This is a genomic window from Paracoccus broussonetiae, assembly GCF_031854425.1.
Lineage (GTDB): Bacteria > Pseudomonadota > Alphaproteobacteria > Rhodobacterales > Rhodobacteraceae > Paracoccus > Paracoccus broussonetiae.
The window spans coordinates 246794-270123 of record NZ_JAVRQI010000002.1 but is presented as its reverse complement, the minus strand read 5'-3'; the positions used below and the strand labels follow the sequence as shown (position 1 = coordinate 270123).

Annotated in this window: 22 protein-coding genes; 18 read left to right on the top strand and 4 right to left on the bottom strand. The window is 65.0% G+C overall.

The features are described from left to right. The first annotated feature begins 4 nt into the window (after positions 1 to 4). The 3 genes from RM190_RS03825 to RM190_RS03815 are packed head-to-tail and all read left to right on the top strand — an operon-like array spanning position 5 to position 3383. A complete protein-coding gene (locus RM190_RS03825; protein WP_311758079.1) occupies positions 5 to 1117 on the top strand; it encodes a DegT/DnrJ/EryC1/StrS family aminotransferase in 1113 nt (370 codons plus the stop codon). After that, entirely contained in the window at positions 1111 to 2163 is a 1053-nt protein-coding gene (locus RM190_RS03820; RefSeq protein ID WP_311758078.1) for a glycosyltransferase family 61 protein, read from the top strand. Before RM190_RS03825 ends, RM190_RS03820 begins: the two co-directional genes overlap by 7 nt. Next, positions 2160 to 3383 (top strand): glycosyltransferase, encoded by a 1224-nt coding sequence (locus RM190_RS03815; RefSeq protein ID WP_311758077.1) that lies wholly within the window; start codon positions 2160 to 2162, stop codon positions 3381 to 3383. The genes RM190_RS03820 and RM190_RS03815 overlap by 4 nt, the downstream gene beginning before the upstream one ends. Positions 3384 to 3407: 24 nt before the next feature. On the opposite strand, the gene RM190_RS03810 is transcribed toward RM190_RS03815, so the two are convergent. Continuing rightward, positions 3408 to 4343 carry a LysR substrate-binding domain-containing protein gene (locus RM190_RS03810; protein ID WP_311758076.1) on the bottom strand — a complete coding sequence of 312 codons (936 nt, stop codon included), beginning with the start codon at positions 4341 to 4343 and terminating at the stop codon, positions 3408 to 3410. A gap of 136 nt (positions 4344 to 4479) precedes the next feature. Here RM190_RS03810 and RM190_RS03805 point away from each other — a divergent pair, with 136 nt between their 5' ends. The 12 genes from RM190_RS03805 (at position 4480) to RM190_RS03750 (ending at position 16787) form a co-directional block, all read left to right on the top strand. Next, complete coding sequence (locus RM190_RS03805; protein ID WP_311758075.1) at positions 4480 to 5514, top strand: ABC transporter substrate-binding protein; 1035 nt, start codon at positions 4480 to 4482, stop codon at positions 5512 to 5514. A 156-nt stretch (positions 5515 to 5670) separates the two neighbouring features. Further along, on the top strand, positions 5671 to 6699 hold the full coding sequence (locus tag RM190_RS03800; protein WP_311758074.1) for an ABC transporter ATP-binding protein: 1029 nt from the start codon (positions 5671 to 5673) through the stop codon (positions 6697 to 6699). Continuing rightward, positions 6699 to 7562 (top strand): ABC transporter permease, encoded by an 864-nt coding sequence (locus tag RM190_RS03795; RefSeq protein ID WP_311758073.1) that lies wholly within the window; start codon positions 6699 to 6701, stop codon positions 7560 to 7562. The genes RM190_RS03800 and RM190_RS03795 overlap by 1 nt, the downstream gene beginning before the upstream one ends. Beyond that, positions 7559 to 8365, top strand: a complete 807-nt coding sequence (locus RM190_RS03790; RefSeq protein ID WP_311758072.1) for an ABC transporter permease — start codon at positions 7559 to 7561, stop codon at positions 8363 to 8365. The genes RM190_RS03795 and RM190_RS03790 overlap by 4 nt, the downstream gene beginning before the upstream one ends. 10 nt (positions 8366 to 8375) lie before the next feature. Continuing rightward, positions 8376 to 9500: an NAD(P)/FAD-dependent oxidoreductase gene (locus tag RM190_RS03785; protein ID WP_311758071.1), complete on the top strand. Its 1125-nt coding sequence runs from the start codon at positions 8376 to 8378 to the stop codon at positions 9498 to 9500. A 23-nt stretch (positions 9501 to 9523) separates the two neighbouring features. After that, the gene (locus tag RM190_RS03780; protein WP_311758070.1) at positions 9524 to 9820 is read left to right on the top strand and encodes a (2Fe-2S)-binding protein; all 297 of its coding nucleotides are present in this window, start codon (positions 9524 to 9526) and stop codon (positions 9818 to 9820) included. Then, entirely contained in the window at positions 9817 to 11226 is a 1410-nt protein-coding gene (locus RM190_RS03775) for an FAD/NAD(P)-dependent oxidoreductase (RefSeq protein WP_311758069.1), read from the top strand. Before RM190_RS03780 ends, RM190_RS03775 begins: the two co-directional genes overlap by 4 nt. Then, positions 11223 to 12338, top strand: a complete 1116-nt coding sequence (locus RM190_RS03770; protein WP_311758068.1) for an NAD(P)/FAD-dependent oxidoreductase — start codon at positions 11223 to 11225, stop codon at positions 12336 to 12338. The genes RM190_RS03775 and RM190_RS03770 overlap by 4 nt, the downstream gene beginning before the upstream one ends. A gap of 19 nt (positions 12339 to 12357) precedes the next feature. Next, positions 12358 to 12702, top strand: coding sequence for a RidA family protein (locus tag RM190_RS03765; RefSeq protein WP_311758067.1), 345 nt, complete (start codon positions 12358 to 12360; stop codon positions 12700 to 12702). A gap of 167 nt (positions 12703 to 12869) precedes the next feature. Further along, complete coding sequence (locus RM190_RS03760; protein WP_311758066.1) at positions 12870 to 13928, top strand: ABC transporter ATP-binding protein; 1059 nt, start codon at positions 12870 to 12872, stop codon at positions 13926 to 13928. 119 nt (positions 13929 to 14047) lie between these two features. Next, positions 14048 to 15073, top strand: a complete 1026-nt coding sequence (locus RM190_RS03755) for a Fe(3+) ABC transporter substrate-binding protein (RefSeq protein ID WP_311758065.1) — start codon at positions 14048 to 14050, stop codon at positions 15071 to 15073. 67 nt (positions 15074 to 15140) lie between these two features. Further along, complete coding sequence (locus tag RM190_RS03750; RefSeq protein ID WP_311758064.1) at positions 15141 to 16787, top strand: ABC transporter permease; 1647 nt, start codon at positions 15141 to 15143, stop codon at positions 16785 to 16787. Here the strand turns inward: RM190_RS03750 and RM190_RS03745 are convergent. Beyond that, the gene (locus RM190_RS03745) at positions 16784 to 17218 is read right to left on the bottom strand and encodes a MerR family transcriptional regulator (RefSeq protein ID WP_311758063.1); all 435 of its coding nucleotides are present in this window, start codon (positions 17216 to 17218) and stop codon (positions 16784 to 16786) included. The two genes, RM190_RS03750 and RM190_RS03745, sit on opposite strands and share 4 nt — an antisense overlap. Positions 17219 to 17303: 85 nt before the next feature. Between RM190_RS03745 and RM190_RS03740 the strand changes: the two genes are divergently transcribed. Then, the gene (locus RM190_RS03740) at positions 17304 to 19595 is read left to right on the top strand and encodes a heavy metal translocating P-type ATPase (RefSeq protein WP_311758062.1); all 2292 of its coding nucleotides are present in this window, start codon (positions 17304 to 17306) and stop codon (positions 19593 to 19595) included. A gap of 118 nt (positions 19596 to 19713) precedes the next feature. Further along, positions 19714 to 20355, top strand: coding sequence for a methyltransferase family protein (locus tag RM190_RS03735; protein WP_311758061.1), 642 nt, complete (start codon positions 19714 to 19716; stop codon positions 20353 to 20355). Between the two features lie 3 nt (positions 20356 to 20358). Here RM190_RS03735 and RM190_RS03730 read toward each other — a convergent pair whose 3' ends face one another. Together RM190_RS03730 and RM190_RS03725 are read right to left on the bottom strand one after the other, a co-directional pair. Then, complete coding sequence (locus RM190_RS03730; protein WP_311758060.1) at positions 20359 to 21621, bottom strand: histidine kinase dimerization/phospho-acceptor domain-containing protein; 1263 nt, start codon at positions 21619 to 21621, stop codon at positions 20359 to 20361. A gap of 148 nt (positions 21622 to 21769) precedes the next feature. Beyond that, positions 21770 to 22426 carry a response regulator transcription factor gene (locus RM190_RS03725; protein WP_311758059.1) on the bottom strand — a complete coding sequence of 219 codons (657 nt, stop codon included), beginning with the start codon at positions 22424 to 22426 and terminating at the stop codon, positions 21770 to 21772. Between the two features lie 184 nt (positions 22427 to 22610). Here RM190_RS03725 and RM190_RS03720 point away from each other — a divergent pair, with 184 nt between their 5' ends. After that, on the top strand, positions 22611 to 23327 hold the full coding sequence (locus tag RM190_RS03720; protein ID WP_311758058.1) for a FadR/GntR family transcriptional regulator: 717 nt from the start codon (positions 22611 to 22613) through the stop codon (positions 23325 to 23327). Positions 23328 to 23330: the final 3 nt, after the last annotated feature.

The window sequence follows — 23330 nt, the reverse complement described above, 5'->3', positions numbered from 1 at the left end:
TCAAGTGACCAATTCACCCATTTATGTTACGCGCCCCGTTCTTCCATCGCTCTCCGAAATCTTACCTTTTCTCGAAAGGATCTGGGGCAGCCGGATCCTGACGAACAGCGGCCCGCTGCTGCAGCAATTTGAAGCAAATCTTGCAAGCTATCTGGGTGTCGAACACCTGACGGTGGTCTGCAACGCTTCGCTGGGGCTGGTCCTTGCCTTGCGATTGTATGGAATCACCGGCGAGGTCATCACCTCGCCCTTTTCGTTCGTGGCCACCTGCCACGCGATCCGCTGGGCCGGGGCGAAGCCGGTTTTCGCGGACATCGATCCCCATACGCTGAACCTTGACCCTGCCGCGGTCGAGGCGGCGATCACGCCGCAGACCCAGGCGATCATGGCGGTGCATTGCTATGGCGTTCCCTGCGATACCGAGGGATTGGCCGATGTCGCGCGCAGGCACGGGCTTCGGCTGATCTATGACGCGGCCCATGCCTTCGGGGTCCGCAAGGGCGGACAGCCGGTGGTGGCGCAGGGCGACCTTTCTGTCATCAGCTTTCACGCGACCAAGGTCTTCAACTGCTTCGAAGGTGGTGCGATCGTCGCGCCCGATCTTGAAACCAAGCAGGCGCTGGACCGGCTTGCCAATTACGGCATCGTCGATGAGGTGACGATCACCGATGTGGGCCTGAACACCAAGATGAGCGAGCTTCACGCCGCCGTCGGGCTGGCCCTGCTGCCCCGCATGAACGAGATCATCGCCGCGCGTGATGACATCGCGAACCGCTATTGGCAGGCGCTGGCGCAGATTCCGGGCATTCATTGCCTGTGCCCGCCGGGACAGCCGGGGCACAATTCCTATGCCTTCCCGATCCGGGTGGGGCAAGATTACCAGCTGTCCCGCGACGGGCTTTACAACAAGTTGCGCGAACACGGGATTCACGCGCGTCGGTATTTCTATCCGCTGATCTCGGACCTGCCGGCGTATCGCGACCTGCCTTCGGCCCGGCCCGAGGGGCTTGCCTTTGCCCGGCCCGCGGCCGAGGAAATCCTGTGCCTGCCGCTTTACCCTGATCTGCCGGCGGCTGATCAGGACCGCATCATCGACATCATCAGCCGGCCATGCTGAACAGCGCGCTGATCTCGCGCAACCTGTCCCGGCTGCTGCGGCGGGGTCCCGGCGATCTGGCCAGCCAGGCGATCGAGCGCAGGGAGCTGTGCCCGATCGAGGATGTCGAACGCCCACCCGCCATTTATCCCGCGGGTGCGCTGGACAAGGTGTCGTCCCTGTCGCCCTGGCGGGATTGGGATACCGAGCGCGGCTTGATCGAGGGGACACCGCTGCGCCATGCCGCGACCGAAGCGCTCGTCATTCCGCAAGTGACACTGGCCGGAGCCTACCTGTATCGCGGCCAGGCCAAGGAGCGGATCGGCATCGGCCCCGCCCGGATGCTGGACCCGGACCTGCCCACCAGTGTCCTGATCCCCGAGGCGCATCTGGTCTCGACCTGGACCGGTGCGGATTTCTTCGGAAACTTCATGCAGGACAGCCTTGCGCTGGAACTGATCCCCGAACAGGGGGTCCATCGCGTCGGGGCGCCAACCAAGCCCTATCTGCACGAGGCGGGATACCGCGCACTGTTGAACCTGCCCACACCCCCAAAGCCGCGCCACGCCCGGATCGGGCGGCTGGTGCTGTATCGGGACTTTTCGCAAAACAGCTTCAAGCGGGCGCGATACGACGAATTGCGCGCCAGGCTGCGCGTTGCGGCAGGGGGCGGGACGGCCGCGCCGGGCATCTTCCTGCGGCGCGGCTCGGCGCATGGCTCTCCGCGGCGGCTGGTCAATGAAGAGGATATTGCCGAAACACTGGCCGCGCTGGGGTTCGACATCATCGACCCCGAGCAGATGGATGCGGCAAGCATCGCGCGGCGCGCGCTGGATGCGCCGGTCGTTGTCGCGGTGGAAGGCAGTCACCTGGGACATGCGATCTATACACTCGCGGCCGACGGGGCGCTGCTGGTGATCCAGCCACCCGACCGCTTCGCCATGCCCTACAAGGAAGTGACGGACTGTCTGGGGATGCGGTTCGCCTTTGTCGTGGGCAGCCCCGCCGACGGCGGGTTTACCGCCGACCCGAATGAAATTCGCCAGATGCTGGAGCGCCTGACATGAGGGGAGACATCCCGGAAGGTCCGACCGAACTGATCCTGCTGCCCTCGCTTCGGGCGCAGCGGGGGCCGAATGGCGGGTTGATCCTGACCCGCAAATACATGGAGGGGGCGGCGGAATATGCACGCCACTGGCCCGGTCCCGTCACCAGCCTGGTCCGGCTGGACGATCATGCGACGACCGACATGGACCATGTCGAATACATGCCGGGCGAGGGCGAGACCCCGCTTGAACTGCGCCCCGAAGATGGCGAGGCGCTGGCGCGGCGCCTGTCCGATGCGGCGGTGGTCATCCCCTTCCTGGCCCGCACCGAAGGGCCGATGCTGGATGTCTGCACGCGCATCGGCGTGCCCGTGGTCTTCGTCACCGAATATTCACCCCGGACCGAACGGCAGATCCTTGCAGCCGAGCGGGTCGACCCCCTGCGACGGATGCGTCGAAAGCTGTGGCTGTGGCGGACCGAGAACATCCGCCGCAAGATGCTGGGCCGGGCGGCCGGGCTGCAATGTAGCGGCACCCCGACGCTCGAGAATTATCGCGGCCTTTGTGACGATACGCTGCTGTTCTTCGACAACCGCGTCCGTGCGGCCGAGGTGATCTCGGAACAGGCGCTGTCGGACAAGGTCGCGCGGCTGCGGCGTGGCGATCCGCTGCGGTTGGTTTTCGGCGGGCGGATGGTGTCGATGAAGGGTGTGCTGGAACTGCCCCGCATCGGTGCCGAACTGAAGCGAATGGGTGTTCCGTTCATCTTCGACATCTACGGCTCCGGTCCGCTTCAGGACGAATTGCAGCGTCGCATCGCGGCCGAGGAATTGCAGGATTCCATGACCCTGCGGGGTGTTCTGGATTTTCAGACCGGCTGGGTTCCCTATCTGCGCGAAGAGCCCGACATCTTCGTCTGCTGCCACACGCAGGGCGATCCCTCGAGCACCTATCCCGAGGTCATGTCCTGCGGCGTTCCCATTGCGGGCTATGGCAATGACGCATTTCGCGGCATTGTCGAGGCGTCAGGCTCGGGCTGGCAGGTTCCGATGTTCGACGCCCCGGCGCTTGCGAGGACCATCGCGGGCCTGCACCAGGATCGAGAGCAGATCGCCACGGCCGCACGAAGGGCGCGAGATTTCGCGCAGAAGCACGTCTTCGAAGTGACCTTTGCGGCGCGCACTTCACACTTCATCCGCTGCAGCCGCTTGCCCGCGATGCTGAAGTCGCTGCACGCTTGATCTGTCGGGCCGCGGCACGTCGGCTCAGGTCGTGCCGGCTTGTGCCCCGTCGGTCGGCCCGGCATCGGGATATTCCTGCCTGATCCGCTCGCTCAGGCTTTGGACAAAGTCCAAGGCAACGGGCAGGGGCGCCCGGCTTGGCGGAAAGATCGCGTCAAAGACGAAATCCAGCCGCGGCGTCAGGGGCCGGGCCTCGATCCCGCGATGGGCAAAGGCCGCGGCGGTGAAGGGATCGCAGATCGCCACGCCCAGCCCTGACGAGACGAAACCGCAAGCGATTTCGGACAGAGGTGTATCGGCGCGGATATTGACCTTGACCTGATGGACGTCCAGCGAAAGATCGATGGCCGCGCGTCCCGTGGCCGAACCGGACAGGCTGATGAAATCCTCTCCGTCAAGGTCGCGGATGCGGATGCTGTCCTGCGCCGCCAGTCGATGGCCACTGGGAACCACCACCACGCGGGGGACGGGGGGCAGGCGGATGCTGGTCAGTCCCGCCGATGACATCGGACTTTCGGTAAAGCCCAGGTCGCATTGGTTGTTCAGCACCATGTCGACGACCATGGGCGAGATGACGCCCATCAGCGACAGGTAAAGATGCGGCCGCGTCGCCAGATAATCGCCCGCGAAACGGGGCAGGTACCCGTTGATCAATGCCGGAAGCGCCGCAATCCGCAGACTGCCCGAGCGGCTGTCGCGGATCTTCTGCGCCGACTGCTTGATCCGGTCCAGTCCGACGAAAGAGCGCTCGACTTCGGTATAAAAGGCGATGGCGGCGGCGGTGGGCTCCAGCCCCGAGCCGCGCTTTTCGAACAGGGTCATGCCGATATTGCCCTGCAGATCGTGGATCAGCCGGCTGACGGCGGGTTGGCTGACCCCCATCAACCGCGATGCGCTGGTCACGCTTCCGGCAAGGATGACGGATCGGAATGCCTCGATCTGACGATGGTTGATGCGCATTTCTGTCCCGGATGATCATAACATATGCGTATGATGTATGAATAATTATTCATTTGACGAATGTGTTGTCAATTGCCGAGATATGGCGGAATTCCACGTGTTGGAAATAATTGGCACAACAGACCGGACCGGACGAATGAAGATTGCCCGAACCTTGCTGCTTGGCAGCGCTTTCATGCTGACGCTGACCGCTGTGGCCCAAGCCGAGTCAAAGACGCTTTATATCGGCGGCTATGGCGGATCGTTCGAAAAGACCATGCGCGAACAGGTCATTCCGGCCTTTGAAAAGGCCCATGACGTCAAGGTCGAATATGTCGCCGGGAACTCGACCGACACGCTGGCCAAGATCCAGGCTCAGAAATCGGCGCCGCCCTTCGATGTCATCCTGCTGGATGACGGCCCGATGTATCAGGCAATCCAACTGGGCGTCTGCAAGCCCCTGACCGACCTGCCCGTCGATCAGCTTTACGACATCGCCCGCTTCCCCGAGGACAAGGCCGTCGCGGTCGGCGTCGTCGGTACGGGTCTGATGTACAACAAGGATTATTTCGACAAGCAGGGCTGGCCGGCGCCGACCTCGTGGGCGGACCTGGCCGATCCGAAATACAAGGGCAAGGTGGTCATTCCGCCGATCAACAACACCTATGGCCTGCATGCGCTGATCATGGCCGCGAAGATGAATGGCGGCGGAGAAGAGAAGATCGACCCCGGCTTCGATTTCTTCATCGACAAGGTCAATGACAACGTCCTGGCCTATGAGCCGTCGCCCGGCAAGATGACCGAACTGTTCCAGTCCGAACAGGCGGTGATCGGAGTCTGGGGAACGGGCCGCGTCCATTCCTTTGCCAAGACAGGGTTCCCGGTAGCCTTCGTCTATCCCAAGGAAAAGGCGGTCACTCTGCTTGCGGTCGCCTGCGCGGTCGAAAAGCCCGATGCCTCGCCCCTTGCCAATGAATTGGTCAAGGAAATGCTGACCCCGCACGTTCAGGACCTGATGGTCAGCGAATACGGCTATGGCCCGGTCAACAAGAACGTCGAGGTTCCCGAAGCGGCGCGCGAGTTCATCCCCAGCGGCGACACGGTGGACCAGCTTTACAACGCAGATTGGAACGACATCAACGCCGAGCGCGAAAACTGGACCAAGCGCTGGAACCGCGAAGTCGAACGCTGAGACAACAAGGCAGGAAGAAGGCCCAGTCCGTCGACGGGCGGGGCCTCTGCTCTGTGCCAGCCGGTCGTGACGCCCTTTCCGCCTTTCAATCGTGGCGTCTGCCATCGGAAAGGCCTGTCGCGATGTGGGCCAGACAGCAGACAGGAGGATATTTCCATGGGGTTCCTTGAACTCTCGGGCGTGAACAAGCGCTTTGGCGAACAGATCGCGGTCGAGGATTTCTCGCTTTCGGTCGAGAAGGGCGAGTTCATCTCGTTGCTGGGGCCGTCGGGATGCGGCAAGACCACGACGCTGCAGATGATCGCGGGTTTTCTTGAACCAAGCGGCGGAACCATCCGGCTGAACGGTCGCGATCTGGCGCAGGTGAAGCCCGCCAAGCGTGGGCTGGGTATCGTGTTCCAAAGCTATGCACTGTTTCCGCACATGACTGCGGCCGAGAACGTGGCCTTCGGCCTTGAAATGCGCGGTATCGCCAGGGCAGAGCGCGCCGGTCGCGTCAGCGAGGCGATGCAGATGGTGGGCCTTGCCGGTTACGAAGACCGCTATCCGCGCCGCATGTCCGGGGGCCAGCAACAGCGCGTGGCACTGGCCCGGGCGCTGGTCTTCAAGCCCGAAGTCCTGCTGCTGGACGAGCCGCTGTCGAACCTGGACGCGAAAATGCGCGAGGACATGCAGATCGAACTGCGCCGTCTTCAGCGCACCATCGGCACCACCACCATCCTTGTCACCCACGACCAGCAAGAGGCGCTGGCCCTGTCGGACCGCATCGTGGTGATGAGCAGGGGCCGGATCGAGCAGATCGGTACGCCCTTCGAAACCTATGAGAACCCGGCCAGCCGCTTTGTGGCGGGCTTCCTGGGCAAGACCAACGATTTCGCAGCGCGAAACGAGTCCGGCGCGATCCGTTGCGGCGGCGTCGTCCTGTCCGCGCCGGAGGGATTGTCGCCGGGCGCCGTCACCCTGTCGCTGCGTCCGGAAAAGATCTTCTTCGCCGAACAGGGCCTTGCCGCCGAGATTCGCAACCGCGTCTTTCAGGGCAATGCATGGCTTTACCAATGCGACACCGAGGCCGGTCCGGCGATGGTCATCCGCCAGAATGACGGTGCCCCGCCGGTTGGCGAGGGACAGAAGGTCTTCCTGAACTGGCACGGCTCCGATGCGGTGCTGCGGGCAGGGGACCGGTGATGCAGAAGACACCGTGGGGCAAGGCCCTGGCGCTGCTGGCGCCCGCGACATTGCTTTTCGTCGCGGTGGTCATCATTCCGCTGGCGATGACGGTCCTGCTGTCGCTTTACAGCTGGGGCCAATATACCGGCATCGTCGAGACCCTGACGCTGGAGAATTGGCGAGAGGTCCTGAGCGACCCCTATTTCGGCGAGATGTTCCTGCGCACGCTGCGGATCTCGCTTCTGGCCACGCTTCTTGCCGCAGTGGTCGGCGCGCCCGAGGCCTATATCCTGAACCGCATGGACCGACGCTGGAAGGGGTTCTTCCTGCTGATCATTCTTGGGCCCCTGCTCATGTCGGTGGTGGCGCGGACGCTGGGCTGGGCGCTGCTGTTCGGCGGCGCGAACGGAGTCGCCAACCAGGCGTTGATGAAGATTGGCCTGATCGACGCGCCCCTGCCTTTCATGTTCACCGAAACCGGCGTGGTCATCGCGCTGGCCCATGTCATGATGCCCTTCATGGTGCTTTCGGTCTGGACGGCGCTTCAGCGCCTTGATCCGCAGATCGAGAACGCTGCGCTTTCGCTGGGGGCCGGGCAGGCCACGGTAATCCGCCGGGTCATCATTCCCCAGATCATGCCGGGGATCCTGTCGGGGTCGATCATCGTCTTCGCGCTCTGCGCCTCGGCCTTTGCGACGCCTGCCATCATCGGGGGCCGCCGGCTGAAGGTGGCGTCGACGCTGGCCTATGACGAATTCCTGAACACGCTCGACTGGCCCTTGGGCGCGACCGTGGCCGTCCTGCTGCTGATTGGCATCGTGCTGATCATCGTCGGCTGCAATACCCTTGTCGAGCGCCGCTATTCCGAGGTCTTCAAATGAGCCGGAACGGACCCATCGCCCTGATCTTTCACACGCTGTTCGTGATCTTCATGATCGCGCCCATCGTGGTCGTGTGCCTGGTCGCCTTTACGCCCGAGGGCTTTCTGTCGCTGCCGACGAACGGCTTCTCGCTGCGCTGGTTCCGCGAGATCGCCAATTACCCGGAATTCACGCGGGCCTTCCTAACCAGCCTGAAGCTGGGGACGCTGTCCTCGACCATCGCGGTGGCGATTGCGGTTCCGGCTGCGCTGGCGATTGCGCGTTACAAGTTTCCCGGTCGCGGCGCGCTGTCGGCGCTGTTCATGTCGCCGCTGATGATCCCGCATGTGGTTTTGGGGATCGCGTTCCTGCGCTTCTTCTCGATCGGCGGGTTGCAGGGCACGATGACGGTGCTGGTCATATCGCATGTCGTCGTCGTCTTCCCCTTTGCCCTGCGCCTGACGCTGGCGGCGACGACCGGGATGGATCGGTCGCTTGAGATGGCGGCGCTGTCGATGGGGGCCAGCACCTGGACCATGTTCCGCCGCGTGACCCTGCCGCTGATCCTTCCCGGCGTCATCAGCGGATGGGCGCTGTCCTTCATCCAGTCCTTCGACGAGGTGACGATGACGGTCTTCCTGGCAGCGCCGGGGACCGAGACGCTGCCGGTTCGCATGTTCCTGTATGTCCAGGACAATATCGATCCGCTGGTCACATCCGTTTCCGCGGTGGTGATCGCCTTGACCATGGCCGTGCTGATCCTGCTCGACCGAATTTACGGGCTGGAAGCCATTCTTTCCGGCCATAGCGACAAGAACCGTTAGGGAATTACCGATGCGAACCGATTACGACGTCGCCGTCGTCGGCGGCGGCCTTTTGGGGGCTGCCATCGCCTGGGGGCTGGGACGCCTTGGCCAGAAGGTCTGCGTGCTGGACGAAGGCGACATCACGAAACGCGCATCTCGCGCGAACTTCGCGCTGGTCTGGGTGCAGGGCAAGGGTCTGGGCATGCCCGCGTATGCGGGGTGGAGCTTCGGCGCCTCGCACCTGTGGCCGCAGCTTGCGCAAGAGCTGAAGGACCAGACCGGCCATGATGTCTGCTATCAGCGTCCGGGCGGCTTCCTGATTGCCCTTGGCGAACGCGAACTGGGTGTGCGCAGCGATATTTGCCGGCGGATGATGGCGCAGGGCGTACCCGACGGCTATCGCATGGAAATGGTCAATCGCGAGGAACTGGCGCGGCTGGTCCCCGAGATCGGTCCCGAGGTCAGTGGTGCCAGCTATAATCCAGCGGACGGGCATGTGAACTCGCTGCGCGCCTATCGTGCTTTGCACGAGGGGATGCGGCTGTTCGGCGTGGATTACCGGCCGGGCGCCACGGTCGAGCGTGTTGATTACCGCGGTGGAGAGTTCAGCCTGACGACTGCCACCGGTCCCGTCACCGCCGGCAAGGTGGTTCTTGCGGCCGGAAATGGCAATCAGCGGCTTGCCCCTCAGGTCGGGCTTTTCGCGCCGATGGCCCCGACGCGCGGCCAAATCCTTGTCAGCGAGCGGACCGAGCCCTTCCTGCACTATCCCTTTGGCACCATCCGCCAGACCGACGAAGGCACCGTGATGATGGGCGACAGCAAGGAGGACTTCCTTGATGACCGCGTCGCACGCCTGCCGGTCAGCGCAGTGATCGCGGATCGCGCGCGCCGCACCCTGCCTCGGCTGGGTCGCCTGAACGTGGTGCGCAGCTGGTCGGGCATCCGCGTCATGACGCGCGACGGCTATCCCGTCTATGACCAGTCGCTAAGCTGTCCGGGCGCGTTCGTGACATGCTGCCATTCGGGCGTGACGCTTGCTTCGCAGCATGCATTCCAGATTGCCGCGATGATCCGTGATGGCGCGCTTGATCCCGGCCGGGTCGCGCCCTTTTCGGCGCGCCGGTTCGACGACGCCCCCGCCACGCTTTGACCGACAGATCCGCAGGAAAAGCCATGTACAGATCCGCGATTCAGGATGACCGGCCGCCGGTCCAGATTTTCATCGGGGGGCAAAGCTTCACGGCGCGCGAAGGCGATACCGTCGCTGCGGCGCTTCTGGCTTCGGGGCTGGATGTGCGCCGGGCCACGGCAGTCAGCGGCGCGCCGCGGCTGCCCTATTGCATGATGGGCGTCTGCTTCGAGTGTCTCGTGACCATCGACGGGGTCGGGAACCGGCAGGGCTGCCTGATCCCGGTCGCGCCGGGCATGCAGGTCGAAATCCAGAAAGGCAAAAGGGAGCTGGGCAAATGAGCCGCCCGATGCACGAAACTTATGACGTCGTGGTGATCGGGGCCGGTCCTGCCGGGATCGCTGCCGCCACTACCGCCGCGGGCAATGGCGCGCGCACCCTGCTTCTGGACGAGAATGCCGGTCCCGGCGGACAGGTCTGGCGCGCGATCACCAGCACGCCGGTCAAGCAGCCCTCGATTCTGGGCGAAGATTATTGGGCGGGCCGCTCCGAGGTCGAGGCCCTGCGCAAAAGCGGGGCCGAGATCATCCATGGTGCGACTGTCTGGTCGCTGGACCCCTCGCTTGAGATCGCAATCTCGATCGGGGGTGGCTCGTCCTTTGTCCGCGCCGGACGCGTGATCGTCGCCACCGGCGCGCAGGAGCGGCCCTTTCCGATTCCCGGCTGGACGCTTCCCGGCGTGATGACCGCCGGGGCGGCGCAGACGCTGATCAAGAACGCGGGTCTTGTTCCCGATGGCCGGCTGGTCATCGCAGGACAGGGGCCGCTGCTTTGGCTGCTGTCGGCGCAGATCCTGCGCCTGGGCGGCAAGATCGACCGCATCCTTGACACGACGCCGCGCGGCAATCGTGGCACCGCCCTGCCGCGCGCCCTGCCGTTCCTGACCTCGCCCTATCTGGTGAAGGGGCTGAAGATGATGCGCGAGGTCCGCCGCAACACCCGCATCGTCAAGAATGTCGAGATGATCGAGGCCCTTGGCGACGGCCAGCTTGCCTCGGTCCGCTACAGCGCGGGCGGCGTGGCCGAAACCCTGCCTGCCGATCTTCTGCTGCTGCATCACGGTGTCGTTCCGAACGTGAATCTGGCGATGGCCGCCGGGGTCAGGCACGAGTGGAACGAGGTGCAGCTGTGCTGGACGCCCGTGCTGGATGGCAATGGTCAGTCCAGCGTCGAGGGGATTTACGTCGCGGGCGATGGCGCGGGGATCGGTGGCGCGCTGGCGGCACTGGAACGCGGTCGGATCGCGGCGTTTGCCGCACTGAAGGCGCTTGGCCGCAATGTCCCGGCGGGGGGCGAAGCCAGCGCCCGCAGTGCCTTGGGCCGGGCCGAGAAGGGGCGTGAGTTCCTTGATCTGCTGTATAAACCCGCGCCACAGTTCCGCATCCCGCAGGGCGATACCATCGTTTGCCGCTGCGAAGAGATCCGCGCCAGCGACGTGCTGAAGGCGGTCGAGACCGGCGCGACCGGCCCGAACCAGGCCAAGGCCTATCTGCGCACGGGCATGGGGCCCTGTCAGGGGCGGCTGTGCGGGCTGACCGTGACCGAATTGATGGCCAAGGCACGGGGTACCACCCCGGCAGAGATCGGTTACTACCGGTTGCGGGCACCGGTGAAGCCGGTCTCGCTGAACGAATTGGCCGATCTTCCCCCTGATACCGATGCGATCAAGGCCGTGGTGCGCGAGTGACGCGACGCGACGCGATCATCATCGGCGGCGGCATCCACGGCTGCTCGACCGCGCTTCACCTTTGCCTCAGGGGGCTGAGGCCAGTCCTGATCGAAAAGGACTATGCCGGTCGCCATGCCTCGGGGGTGAATGCCGGGGGCGTAAGGCAGCTGATGCGCGATCTGGCCGAGATTCCCCTGTCGATCCGCTCGATGGGAATCTGGGAAGGGATCGACGAGCTTCTCCACGACGATTGCGCCTTTGACAGCCATGGCCAGATTCTCGTCGCAGAGACGGCCGAGGATCTTCGGATGTGCGAGGAGCGCGTCGCCAGCCTGAACCACCATGGCTTTACCCACGAGGAACTGATCCCGGTCCAAGAGGTGCGCGACCTGCTGCCCGCCGTGGCCGAGACCTGCACCGGAGGCGTCATCTCGCGCCGGGACGGTGCGGCCCAACCCGCACGCACCACGACCGCCTTTCGCCGCCGCGCCGAGGAACTGGGGGCGCAGGTGATCGAGGGCGCGCGCGCACATAATGTCCGCCGCGAGGGAGGGCTTTGGCGCGTGGACATTGCCGGAGACAGTTTCGAGGCGCCGGTCCTTGTCATCGCGGCGGGCGCCTGGGGCGGTGAATTTGCTGCCCAGATGGGCGAGCCGGTCAGGATGCAGGCGGTCGCGCCGATGCTGATGATCACCTCGCGCGTGCCACATTTCATCGACCCCGTGGTGATCCTGCGCAGCCGCAAGCTGTCCTTCAAGCAATTCCCGAACGGCACCGTCCTGATCGGCGGCGGCCATCTCGGCACCGCCGATACGGCCAGCAACCGCACGATCCTTGACTGGCGCAAGCTGCATGAAAGCGCGCGCACCGTCTTTGATCTGTTCGAGGTCATGCGCGAGGCCACCATCGTCCGCGCATGGGCCGGGATCGAGGGCAAGATGGTCGATGACCTGCCCGTCCTAGGCCCCTCGACGCGGCACAAGGGGCTTTTCTATCAGTTCGGCTTCTCGCTTCACGGTTTCCAGCTGGGACCGGGGGCGGGCGCAGTCATGGCCGAGCTGATCGCCGATGGTCGCACGCCGACCGACATTTCGGGCCTGTCCATGGCCCGGTTTCATCCCCAAACCTGAAGAGAGAGACGAGGATCAAATGACGATTTCCCGCAACATCCGCACCCCGATCATGCACCGTGCCGTCGTGGCCAACGGCTTTGTCTATGTCGGCGGCACCGTCGCGGACGATACGAGCCTTGGCATGGGCGAACAGACCCGCTCGATCCTGACCAAGATCGCGGGCTATCTGGAAGAAGTCGGCTCGGACATGTCCAAGGCGGTCGCCGCGACGATCTTCGTCACCGATCTGAGCCACAAGAAAGAAATGGACGCCGTCTGGACCGAGATCTTTGGTGACAACCTGCCGTCGCGCGCGACGGTCGGCGTCAGCGACCTGGGCGCGGGCGCGATGATCGAAGTCGTGCTGACCGCGCTGGCCTGAGGCTGGCTGCCATCGACGTGGGGGAGGGGCCGCAGGATCTGCGGCCCTTTTCGTTTTCGGGGTGCTGATCCGTGGCCGAGGGCGCGTTCCCGCGCGATGGGGGCATTGACTGGCGCGCCCGGACGGGCAAGTCAGGATATCCATGTAACGCGATCGGAAATGCCTCCATGACCGCCCCCTTGCCAGCCGCGCTTGAACTGGAACGCCTGACGCGCCGTTTTGGCGCGCGCACGGTCCTGTCGGAGATATCGCTGTCGGTGGCGCAGGGCCGGATCACCTGCCTTCTGGGGGAATCGGGTTGCGGGAAATCGACCCTGTTGCGCCTGATCGCGGGTGTCGATCGGCCCGATGACGGCCGTATCCTGCAAGGCGCGCACGAAGTTGCGGGTCCGGGACGCTTTGTCGAGCCGGAAAGCCGCAAGATCGGCTTCATGTTCCAGGATTATGCGCTGTTCCCGCATCTGAGTGTGGCCGACAATCTGGCCTTCGGCCTGCGCGACCTGCCGAAATCCCAGCGCGCAAGCCGGGTCAGCGAGGTGGTGGAGCGCATCGGGATCGGGCACCTGACAGCGCGATTTCCCCATTCGCTTTCGGGGGGAGAGCAGCAGCGCGTCGCCCTGGCCCGTGCGCTGGCGCCCAAGCCCGACGTGCTTCTGATGGACGAGCCTTTCTCGAACCTCGATCAGGGTCTGCGCGAACGGGTGCGGCGTGAAACGGTCGAGACGTTGCGAAAAATCGGCGCCACGGCGATCATTGTCACCCATGATCCGCAAGAGGCGCTTGCGGTCGGGGATTTCATCGTCCTGATGCGCGCCGGCCGGATCGAGCAGCTGGGTTCGCCCTTCGAAATCTATGATCGCCCGAACTCTCCCTATGCCGCCGAATTCATGGGGCCATGCAACCGCGTGACGGGAATCTGGAACAGCGGCCATCTTGAAACCCCGATCGGCAGGTTTCCGGGCGCGCTGGACCTGCCGGACGGGACGCTTGCGCTGGCCTGCATCCGGCCGCAGGCCCTGTCGCTGGGACCGGACGGCGACGGCATTTCGGCCCGCGTGCTGTCCAAGACCTTCATGGGCGACAGCGAGCAGATCGAGATCATGGTGCATCCCCTGGGCGAAACCCTGCGGATGCACAGCCATGTCCGCATCCCCTCGGCCGTGGGCGAAAGGGTCAGTCTGCGCCTGAACGGCGCACAGGTGCATCTGTTTGCCCAGACAGGCTGACACACACTGTGGCATTTTGGCGCAAATCGCCCAAACTTGATAAAAGTACTAAACTACGATCGTAACCTCGGCTAATAACCGGTGGACGAGTGTCATCGGTAAAGCTTGGAGGCCGCTTAATGAAGATCGAACGACCCCTTTCCCACATGTTTCTGGCCAGTGCGGTCGTCCTTGCCGGCGCAGGCAGCGTCGCCGCGGATGAGCTGAACCTTTACACCTCGCGCGAACCGGGTCTTGTCGATCCGTTGCTGCAGGCCTTTACCGAGTCGACCGGGATCAAGGTCAATACCGTGTTCCTGAAGGATGGCCTGGCCGAGCGCGTGGCATCCGAGGGGGCAAGCTCGCCCGCGGACCTGCTGATGGCGGTCGATGCCGGCAATCTTGCCGATCTGGTGGACAAGGGCCTGACCCAGCCGGTCGATTCCGAGGTTCTGACCGCGGCTGTCCCCGAAAACCTGCGCGATCCGGGGAACCAATGGTTCGCCCTGTCGATGCGCGCCCGTGTCGTCTATGCCGCCAAGGATCTGGATCTGGACGCGATCACCTATGAGGATCTGGCCGATCCGAAATGGAAGGGCAAGATCTGCATCCGTTCGGGCCAGCATCCTTACAATACCGGCCTCATCTCGGCTTTCCTCGGCCATCACGGCGCGGCGGAGACCGAAACCTGGCTGACCGGGCTGAAGGCCAATCTGGCGCGTCAGGCCGGGGGCGGGGACCGCGACGGCGCCAAGGATATCCTGGGCGGCATTTGCGATATCGCGGTCGCAAACTCGTATTACGTCGGCCTGATGCGCTCGGGCAAGGGCGGGGACGAACAGCGCGCCTGGGGCGACGGCATCAAGGTGGTGCTGCCGACCTTCAAGGATGGTGGAACGCATGTGAACATCAGTGGCGCCGCTGTTGCCAAGCACGCTCCGAACAAGGAGCAGGCGGTCAAGCTGCTGGAGTTCCTTGTCTCGGACGAGGCGCAGAAGATCTATGGCGAGGCGAATTACGAATACCCCGTCAAGGCTGGTGCGGCGCTTGACCCCATCGTCGCCTCGTTCGGCGAGCTGAAGGTCGATCCGACCCCGCTGACCGAGATCGTGAAGAACCGCAAGGAAGCCAGCGAGCTGGTCGACAAGGTGGGCTTCGACAACTGAACCACAGGGACGGCGGCGTGATCCGCGCCGCCGTCGCCATCCCATGACCGATGCGACGACAAGACCCATGGGTAAAACCCGCCCCCTTCGCCTTCGTGCGGGGGGGTGGGTTTTGGCCGGTCTGGTGATCGCTGCGCTGGTGATCGCACCCATCGCGGCGCTGTTCTGGCAGGCGGTGCAGGGTTCGGACGGTCTGTGGTCGCATCTGGGCCGGAATGTGCTGCCCCATGCATTGGGCCAGACCGCGATCCTGATGACCGGCGTCGGCGTGCTGGTCGCGGGGATCGGAACCTCAATGGCGTGGCTGGTAACGGCCTATGATTTCCGCGGGCGGCGGGTGCTGGAATGGGCGCTGCTGCTGCCGCTTGCCGTGCCGACCTATATCGTCGCCTATGCCTATCTCGACCTTCTGCACCCGCTGGGTCCGGTGCAATCCGCGATCCGCACGGTGCTGGGATATGACAGCCCACGCCAGTTTCGACTGCCGGACATCCGCTCGATGCCGGGGGCGATCGTCCTGCTCAGCCTTGTGCTTTACCCCTACGTCTATCTGCCGACGCGCGCGATGTTCATGACCCAGGCCGCCAACCTGGTTGAGGTTGCGCGGACGCTGGGCACCAGCCGCCGCCACATCTTCTGGCGCGTCGCCGTGCCGCTGGCCCGGCCCGCGATCGCGGTCGGGATCAGCCTGGCGCTGATGGAGACGCTGAACGATATCGGTGCTTCGGAATTCCTGGGCGTCCGGTCGCTGACGATCTCGGTCTACACGACCTGGGTCACGCGTTCGGACCTGCCGGGAGCAGCGCAGATCGCGCTGGCGATGATCGTGCTGGTCGTGGCGCTGGTCTCGCTGGAGCGGTGGGCGCGCCGGCACCAGCGATACAGCATCAGTGCACAGCGTGCCCGCACATTCGCACCCGCGCCCTTGCGGGGCGGGGCGGCGCTGGCGGCATTTGGGCTGGGCTTCCTGCCCGTGCTGTTCGGCTTCATCGTGCCCGCAACCTTTCTGGCGGTCGAAGCCTGGAAGCGGTTCCAGTTCGCCGGTCTGTCCGACCGCCTGCTGATCGAGGCGCGGAATTCCTTTGTCATCTCGGCGGCGGCGACGGTCGCGGTCCTGCTGTGCGGACTGGTCCTGGCCTATGGCGCACGGGCCTTTCCGCAGCGCGCAATGCTGGCCGCGCAGCGCGTCTCGACCCTGGGCTATGCCATGCCGGGGACCGTTCTGGCGCTGGGGGTGCTGATCGCGACCGCCAGCCTGGACCGGCTGATCGACCGCACTGCGCAGGAATGGTTTGGCCTGTCGACGGGGCTTTTGCTGATGGGGTCCGGGGTTGGTTTGGGCTATGCCTATCTTGCGCGCTTCCTGGCCATCTCGGTCGGCTCGATCGAGGCTGGACTGGCGCGCATCCCCCGCAGTTTTGACCAGGCCGCCCGGACTCTGGGACAGGGGGTGACGGGGACGCTGTGGCATGTCCACCTTCCGCTCTCCAAAGCCGCCATCGCGGCAGCGGGACTGCTGGTCTTTGTCGATTGCATGAAGGAGCTGTCGGCGACCCTGCTTCTGCGCCCGCTGAATTTCGAGACGCTGGCCACCCATCTTTACGGCGAAGCCGCGCGCGGCACCTATGAGGAAGCCGCGCTGGCCGCTTTGGCCATCGTCGCGGTCGGGATCCTGCCGGTGGTGCTGCTGGCCCGCGTGGGGCGCAAGCCCTAAAGCTGGTCGGCGGCCGTGCCGTGGTCGTGGCCGCAAAGTTCGTGGTTGCCCAGCACCTCGATCACGCGGCAATCCGCGACGGTTCCGCAACGGCATTGATGCAGCATCCGCTCCAATTCGGTCCGCAGCGCGGCCAGCCGCTCGATCCGGGCATTCACCGCTGCCAGTTGGCGCACCGCGATCTGGTCCACGGCCTGGCAGGGCTGGCTGGGATCGTCGGATAGGCTCAGCAATTCCCGGATCTCCTCCAGCGGAAAGCCAAGGTCACGGGCATGGCGGATGAAGGCCAGCCGCTCAAGGGTCTTCGGGCCGTAAAGGCGCTGGTTGCCGGCGCTGCGCGCGGCCTCGGGCAGCAGGTCGATCTGTTCGTAATAACGGATCGTCGGAACCTTGACCCCGGTGGCTTTGCTCAGATTTCCGATGGAAAGCATCAATACCCCCTTGAACCTCTAGTTGCTAGAGCAATTAAGTTGTCTTCCAATCGAGAACAAGTGCCCCGAATCACGGGCGAAGGAGATGGCAATGGCTCAGGTTGGCGAAAGGCGGGAATGGACCGTCACCGGCATGGATTGCGCGGCTTGCTCCAGCAAGGTCGTCCGCGCGGTCGAACGGATGCCCGGCGTCAGCGAGGTCAAGGTCGCCCTGATGTCCGAGCGACTGACCCTGAACCTTGCCCCCGGTACGACCCAGACCGACGCGATCGAGGCGGCCGTCCGCAAGCTGGGCTATGGCATTGCGCCCAAAGGGCAGGAGGCACCCAGAAAGCGTGCTTTCGTCATCCCGGAACCCCTGCCGGAAGAGGTCTGCTGCGCGGGCCGCACAAAGGGTTCGGCCGACACCGCGACGGGCGCACATGACCATGACCATGACCATGACCATCCGTCGGCCGGGGCGGGGCACGGGCACATGCATGATGACCCGTTGGATCGGGGTAAGCCCTGGTACCGGACCGGCAAGGGCCGCCTGGTCCTTCTGACCGGCGCACTGCTGGTGCTGGCTTGGGCATTCGAAATCGCGACCACGGCCCGGATCGGTGCCTGGGCCTTCGTGATCGCCTGCCTGATCGGCCTGGCACCGGTTGCGAAGCGCGCCTTCCAGGCGGCGAGGATGGGCCAGCCCTTCACCATCGAAAGCCTGATGACCATCGCGGCCGTTGGCGCGCTGTTCATCGGCGCCGCCGAAGAGGCCGCGCTGGTTGTCTTCCTTTTCGCCGTGGGCGAGGTTCTGGAAGGCGTCGCCGCGAACAAGGCACGCAACGGAATCCGCGCGATGGCCCAGTTGGTGCCGAAAACCGCGATTGTCGAGACGGGCGGGCAACTGCGCGAGGTGGCCGCCGAAAGTCTGCAGATCGGCCAGACCGTGCTGGTCCGCCCCGGCGAGCGTATCCCGGCGGATGGCGAGATCGTCGAAGGCTCCAGCGGTATCGACGAAAGCCCGGTCACCGGCGAAAGCGTCCCGCGAACCAAGGGACCGGGCGAGCCGGTCTTCGCCGGTTCCATCAATGCCGAAGCCGCGCTGCGAATCCGCGTCAGCAAGGAGGCCTCGGACAACACCATTGCCCGCATCGTGCGCCTCGTCGAAGAGGCCGAGGAAGCCCGCGCGCCGACCGAGCGTTTCATCGACCGCTTCAGCCGCTGGTACATGCCGGTCGTCGTGGGGATCGCCGCGCTGGTCGTGCTGGTGCCGCCGCTGGCCTTCGGGGCGGATTGGGACACCTGGATCTATCGCGGGCTGGCCCTGCTGCTGATCGGCTGCCCCTGCGCGCTGGTGATCTCGGTCCCGGCCTCGATCGCGTCGGCGCTGTCCTCGGGGGCCAGGCGGGGCCTGCTGCTGAAGGGGGGCGCAGTGATCGAAGCCGCCGCCAAGGTCACGCGCGTCGCGTTTGACAAGACCGGCACCCTGACCGTCGGCAAGCCGGTGGTGACCGATCTGATCCCCGCGCCCGGCATTGACGAGGCCGAGCTGCTGTCAACCGCCGCCGCCGTCGAGGCCGGCTCCAGCCATCCGCTGGCCCAGGCAATCCTGCGCCGCGCGGCCGAGGCAGGCGTGACTATCCCCGCGTCACAGGGCGCCCGGGCAATCGTCGGCAAGGGGGTCGAGGCCATGGTCGATGGCGCGCCCGCCTGGGTCTCGTCGCCCCGCCATGCCGCCGACAGCGCCGGGATCGAGGCTGAGGGCACTCGCCATGCGGCCGAGCTCGAGGCCCAGGGCAAGACCGTGGTCGCGGTCTTCCGCGATCGCCGCCCCCTTGGTCTTGTCGCCATGCGCGACGAGCCACGTGCCGACGCGGCCGAGGCGATGCGCCAGCTGAAGGCGCTGGATGTCGGCGCGACCATGCTGACGGGCGACAATCCCCGGACCGCTGCCGCCATCTCGGGCCATCTGGGACTGGAGTTCCGCGCCGAGATGATGCCCGAAGACAAGCTGACCGCCATTCGCGACATGGGCGGTCAAGGCAGCGTCATGATGATCGGCGACGGGATCAACGATGCGCCCGCGCTGAAGCAGGCGGGGATCGGGGTCGCGATGGGCTCGGGCACCGATGTCGCGCTGGAGACCGCGGATGCCGCGATCCTGCGAGACCGCGTGACGGATGTGCCGGCGCTGATCCGGCTGTCGCGCAGGACGATGGGCAATATCCGCCAGAACGTCGCCTTGGCCTTGGGGTTGAAGGCGGTGTTCCTGGTGACATCGATCCTTGGCATCACCGGCCTCTGGATCGCGATCATGGCGGATACCGGCGCCACCGTGCTGGTGACACTGAACGCGCTTCGGCTGCTCGGCTACGATCCCGCGAAAGCGGACTGACAGGGGCGGGGGCAGGGCCCCCGCAGCGCCACGTCGGACCCCTTGGCAACAAAGCAAGGCGTTCAGGCTCGTTTCAGGTTCGCGGTGTTGATGGCCCAAAATTGCACAGGCCATACCCATGATCCCCGAACCCGTCCTGCACCCCGCCGGGGTCGCGTCCGTCAAGCCCTTCGACCAGAAGATCCGCATCACTGCGCTGCGGCTGTGTTTCATTCCCCTGCTGCCACTGCTGATCCTGACGCGGTCGGCCTGGCACGCGACCCCGGTCGCGGCGATCCTTGAGACATGCGGGGTGCTTCTGGTCTTTGCCGCGGTGCTGGGGCGCTTCTGGTCGATCCTTTATATCGGAGGTCGCAAGAACGCCGCCGTGATGCGCGACGGTCCTTATTCGATGTGCCGCCATCCGCTTTACCTGTTCTCGACCATCGGGGCGACCGGCTTCGGACTGGTGCTTGGCAGCATGGTCATGGCGCTGGCATTGGGCGGGCTGACCTGGATCATCCTGTCGATGACCGCCGCGCGCGAGGAACATTTCCTGCGCCATCGGTTCGGCGGGCAGTATGACGCCTATGCCCGCCAGGTGCCGCGCATGTTCCCCGCATTTCACCTGTTCCGGACGCCTGCCGAAATCAGCTTCGACAGCGGCACGCTGGCCCGGAATGCGGCCGATGCGCTGGTCTTTTTGGCATTGATTCCTGTGGGGCAGGTGCTGCGCGGCCTGCAGATGGCCGCGTTCCACCCCGCGATCCCGCTGTTCTAGGGGTCAGGCCTCGCGCAGGGGAAAGTGGACGCGGGCGACGAAACCATCCTCACGGCCCGGTTCGGGTGACAGCAGTTCCAGCCGCGCGCCGGCGTTCTTGGCCAGCGTGTCGACGATGGCAAGGCCCAGTCCCGATCCGACCTCGCGGCTGCCCGCGCGTTCGAACCGCCGGGTCAGACGGGCAAGCCTGTCGGGCGGCACCACCCGACCCCGGTTGGTGACTTCGAACAGATCGTCTGTCAGCCGGACGGCGATGGGCGTCTGACCGTGCAGTTCCGCGTTTTCGATCAGGTTGCGCGCCAGCGGCGCAAAGACGTCCACGTCCATGCGGACCAGAACCGGCCGGTTGGGGATGCGATAGATATGGCCCGATCCGCTATCCTGCGCGACAAGGCGCAGGACCGGGGCAAGATCGGAAAGTTCCTCTTGTTCGTCCCGCACGACTTCGGCCCGCGCAAGCTCCAGAAGCTTCGCCGCCAGGCGGGAAAGTCGCTGCATCGATCTTGCGATCGCCTCGCTTCGCGCGCGCATGGCGGGATTCTCGGCCTCGTCAATCAGAAGCTGGGTCTGGGCATAGGCAGCCGCGATCGGGGTGCGCAATTCATGCGCGGCGTTCGACGAAAAGCTGCGCTCGGCCTCCAGCGCCTCGGACAGGCGTGTCATCAGCCGGTTCACCGCGATCAGGACCGGCTCAAGCTCATCAGGGATGTCCTGCACCGTTAGGGGCCGCAGGTCCGAGGCACTGCGCCCCTCGACCTCGGCGGACAGCGCACGCACCGGTGCCAGCCTGCGGCGGATGAAAACCCGCGTCGCCAAAAATGCCAGCGGCAGCAGAATGATCGAGGGGAGCAGCATCCCGACAAGCGTTTCCCGCGCCGCCTCGCGCCGTTCCTTCAGCGGATCGGCGACCCGCAGGACGCTGCCATCGGAATTCTTAAGGGTCAGGACGCGCATGTCGCCGACTTCGGTATACCCTTCGGCCAAGGCCAGCGAAAAGGCGGCGCGATCCGCGCCTTCGGGGCTCATCTCGATCGTGCCGTCGGGGGCGGTGAACTGGATCAACAAATCCGCGCTGCGCGCGCCGTTCTCGGCCCGGCCCGACAGGGCAAGCACATGGTCCGCGACCCGCGCCAACATCGCGTCATAGATTTCGTCCAACTCTTCGCGCAGGACCATCCAGCCGACCAGCAGCGCCACGCACCAGATGAGCACGATCCCGGCACCGAAACCATTGACGAGGTCGCGAAGCAGGCTTGAGCGTCGCATGGGCGTTTTCCCCTTTTTGTTGCCGCGCGCGTGTCGCCACGTGGCCGCCGTTTCCCTCGGCAATCAGCCATGCGGCACCGGCCGGGTCAACGATCCCGACGGGGCAACCGGAACAACACCAGGCTGAAGCGAAACTGAACCCGGCGGGCTAGACGACCACGCGATAGCCCAGCCCGCGCTGGGTCTGGATGCATTCGTGACCAAGCTTGCGGCGCAAGCGGCTGATATAGACCTCGACCGTGTTGCTTTCGGCCCCTTCCTCAAAGGAATACAGGCGGTCCTCGATCATCGCGCGCGAGATCAGCCTGCCTGCACCCGACAGCAGCGTCTCCAGCACGACCCATTCGCGGGCACTGAGGGTCAAGGGCCCGTCGGGGCCGATCACCTGGCGCCGCGCCAGGTCGATCTGATGTTCGCCCAGCTTCAGCATCGGGTTCGGATTTCCGGTGTAGCGCCGCCCGACGGCGCGGATGCGGGCCGAAAGCTCGGCAAGGTCGAAGGGCTTGACCAGATAGTCGTCGGCCCCGGCATTCAGCCCCGCGATCCGTTCGGAAATCCGGTCCATTGCTGTCAGGATGATGACCGGGACGGTCGCCCCGCTTCGCCGCAGTTGCTGCAGGAAGTCGATGCCATTCCCGTCGGGCAACATCATGTCCAGCAGCACGAGGTCGTAATCGACGGTCCGCACGCAGTCGCCAGCATCCTCAAGCGTGGTCATCCAGTCCGAGACATGGCCATCGGCGCCAATGCGGTCCTTGACCGCCGCGCCCAGATCCTCGTCGTCCTCGATCAGCAAGACCCGCAAGATACCCACCTTAAATGCCGCCAGTCGGATTATGCCCTTTGACCGCTGGCCGTGCCAGCATGAAGGAAGCCATTCAATCCGCCGTCACGCGTTGTGCAGCACTCTTGACAGGCAGCTTTCGCATGAAGTATCGAACAAACATATCAAACCAGTCATATAGGTTTGTGCTATCCGTGGGGCGAAAATGATCGAGGCAGCGCAGGAAAGCGCCGAAACGGGGGATCTGGTCAGCGCCGCCATCGGCGCGATCACCCGCCACATTCGCGCGAACGAACTCGCCCCCGGCGACCGCCTCCCCAGCGAGGCGACCATGTCGCGAGAGTTGAGCGTATCGCGCACCGTGGTGCGCGAGGCGTTCCGGTCGCTGGCGGCGATGCGGCTGATCGACCTTAGTGCCGGCAAGCGCGCGACGGTGGCGCAGCTGGATGACGGGGCAATGTCCCTGATGATCGACCACGGCGTCCACACCGCCCAGATCAGCATCAACCAGGTCTATGACGTGCGCCGGACCATCGAGACGCGAACGGCGACATTGGCCGCGCTGCGCCGGACGGATGCCGAGGCCGCGGTCATCCTGGGCCATGCGCGCGCGATGCAGGAGAATTTTGGCGACGCCGACAAGGTGATGGAAAGCGACCTGGCCTTTCACCTTGAAATCGCCCGTGCATCCCGCAACCCGATCTTCGCGATCATCGTCGGCGCCTTTCAGGGCGTCTCGCGCCAGACCTGGCCCATCGGCTGGCGCAGCCGCGCCTCGGATGCGGACAGGCAGGCGATGAATAGCATCCATGTCGCGCTGGCCGAGGCGATTGCCGCTGGCGATCCGCAGACCGCCGCCGCGCTGATGACCCGTCATTTCGACGAAAGCGCAAAGGCGCTTCTCGCCGCCGGAATTGCATGAAGG

Bases quoted from the DNA above. Each gene is read 5' to 3' on its own strand.
- RM190_RS03820 (WP_311758078.1), top strand. From the start codon at position 1,111: ATGCTGAACAGCGCGCTGATCTCGCGCAACCTGTCCCGGCTGCTGCGG.
- RM190_RS03815 (WP_311758077.1), top strand. From the start codon at position 2,160: ATGAGGGGAGACATCCCGGAAGGTCCGACCGAACTGATCCTGCTGCCC.
- RM190_RS03810 (WP_311758076.1), bottom strand. From the start codon at position 4,343: ATGCGCATCAACCATCGTCAGATCGAGGCATTCCGATCCGTCATCCTT.
- RM190_RS03805 (WP_311758075.1), top strand. From the start codon at position 4,480: ATGAAGATTGCCCGAACCTTGCTGCTTGGCAGCGCTTTCATGCTGACG.
- RM190_RS03800 (WP_311758074.1), top strand. From the start codon at position 5,671: ATGGGGTTCCTTGAACTCTCGGGCGTGAACAAGCGCTTTGGCGAACAG.
- RM190_RS03795 (WP_311758073.1), top strand. From the start codon at position 6,699: ATGCAGAAGACACCGTGGGGCAAGGCCCTGGCGCTGCTGGCGCCCGCG.
- RM190_RS03790 (WP_311758072.1), top strand. From the start codon at position 7,559: ATGAGCCGGAACGGACCCATCGCCCTGATCTTTCACACGCTGTTCGTG.
- RM190_RS03785 (WP_311758071.1), top strand. From the start codon at position 8,376: ATGCGAACCGATTACGACGTCGCCGTCGTCGGCGGCGGCCTTTTGGGG.
- RM190_RS03780 (WP_311758070.1), top strand. From the start codon at position 9,524: ATGTACAGATCCGCGATTCAGGATGACCGGCCGCCGGTCCAGATTTTC.
- RM190_RS03775 (WP_311758069.1), top strand. From the start codon at position 9,817: ATGAGCCGCCCGATGCACGAAACTTATGACGTCGTGGTGATCGGGGCC.
- RM190_RS03765 (WP_311758067.1), top strand. From the start codon at position 12,358: ATGACGATTTCCCGCAACATCCGCACCCCGATCATGCACCGTGCCGTC.
- RM190_RS03760 (WP_311758066.1), top strand. From the start codon at position 12,870: ATGACCGCCCCCTTGCCAGCCGCGCTTGAACTGGAACGCCTGACGCGC.
- RM190_RS03755 (WP_311758065.1), top strand. From the start codon at position 14,048: ATGAAGATCGAACGACCCCTTTCCCACATGTTTCTGGCCAGTGCGGTC.
- RM190_RS03750 (WP_311758064.1), top strand. From the start codon at position 15,141: ATGGGTAAAACCCGCCCCCTTCGCCTTCGTGCGGGGGGGTGGGTTTTG.
- RM190_RS03745 (WP_311758063.1), bottom strand. From the start codon at position 17,218: ATGCTTTCCATCGGAAATCTGAGCAAAGCCACCGGGGTCAAGGTTCCG.
- RM190_RS03740 (WP_311758062.1), top strand. From the start codon at position 17,304: ATGGCAATGGCTCAGGTTGGCGAAAGGCGGGAATGGACCGTCACCGGC.
- RM190_RS03735 (WP_311758061.1), top strand. From the start codon at position 19,714: ATGATCCCCGAACCCGTCCTGCACCCCGCCGGGGTCGCGTCCGTCAAG.
- RM190_RS03730 (WP_311758060.1), bottom strand. From the start codon at position 21,621: ATGCGACGCTCAAGCCTGCTTCGCGACCTCGTCAATGGTTTCGGTGCC.
- RM190_RS03720 (WP_311758058.1), top strand. From the start codon at position 22,611: ATGATCGAGGCAGCGCAGGAAAGCGCCGAAACGGGGGATCTGGTCAGC.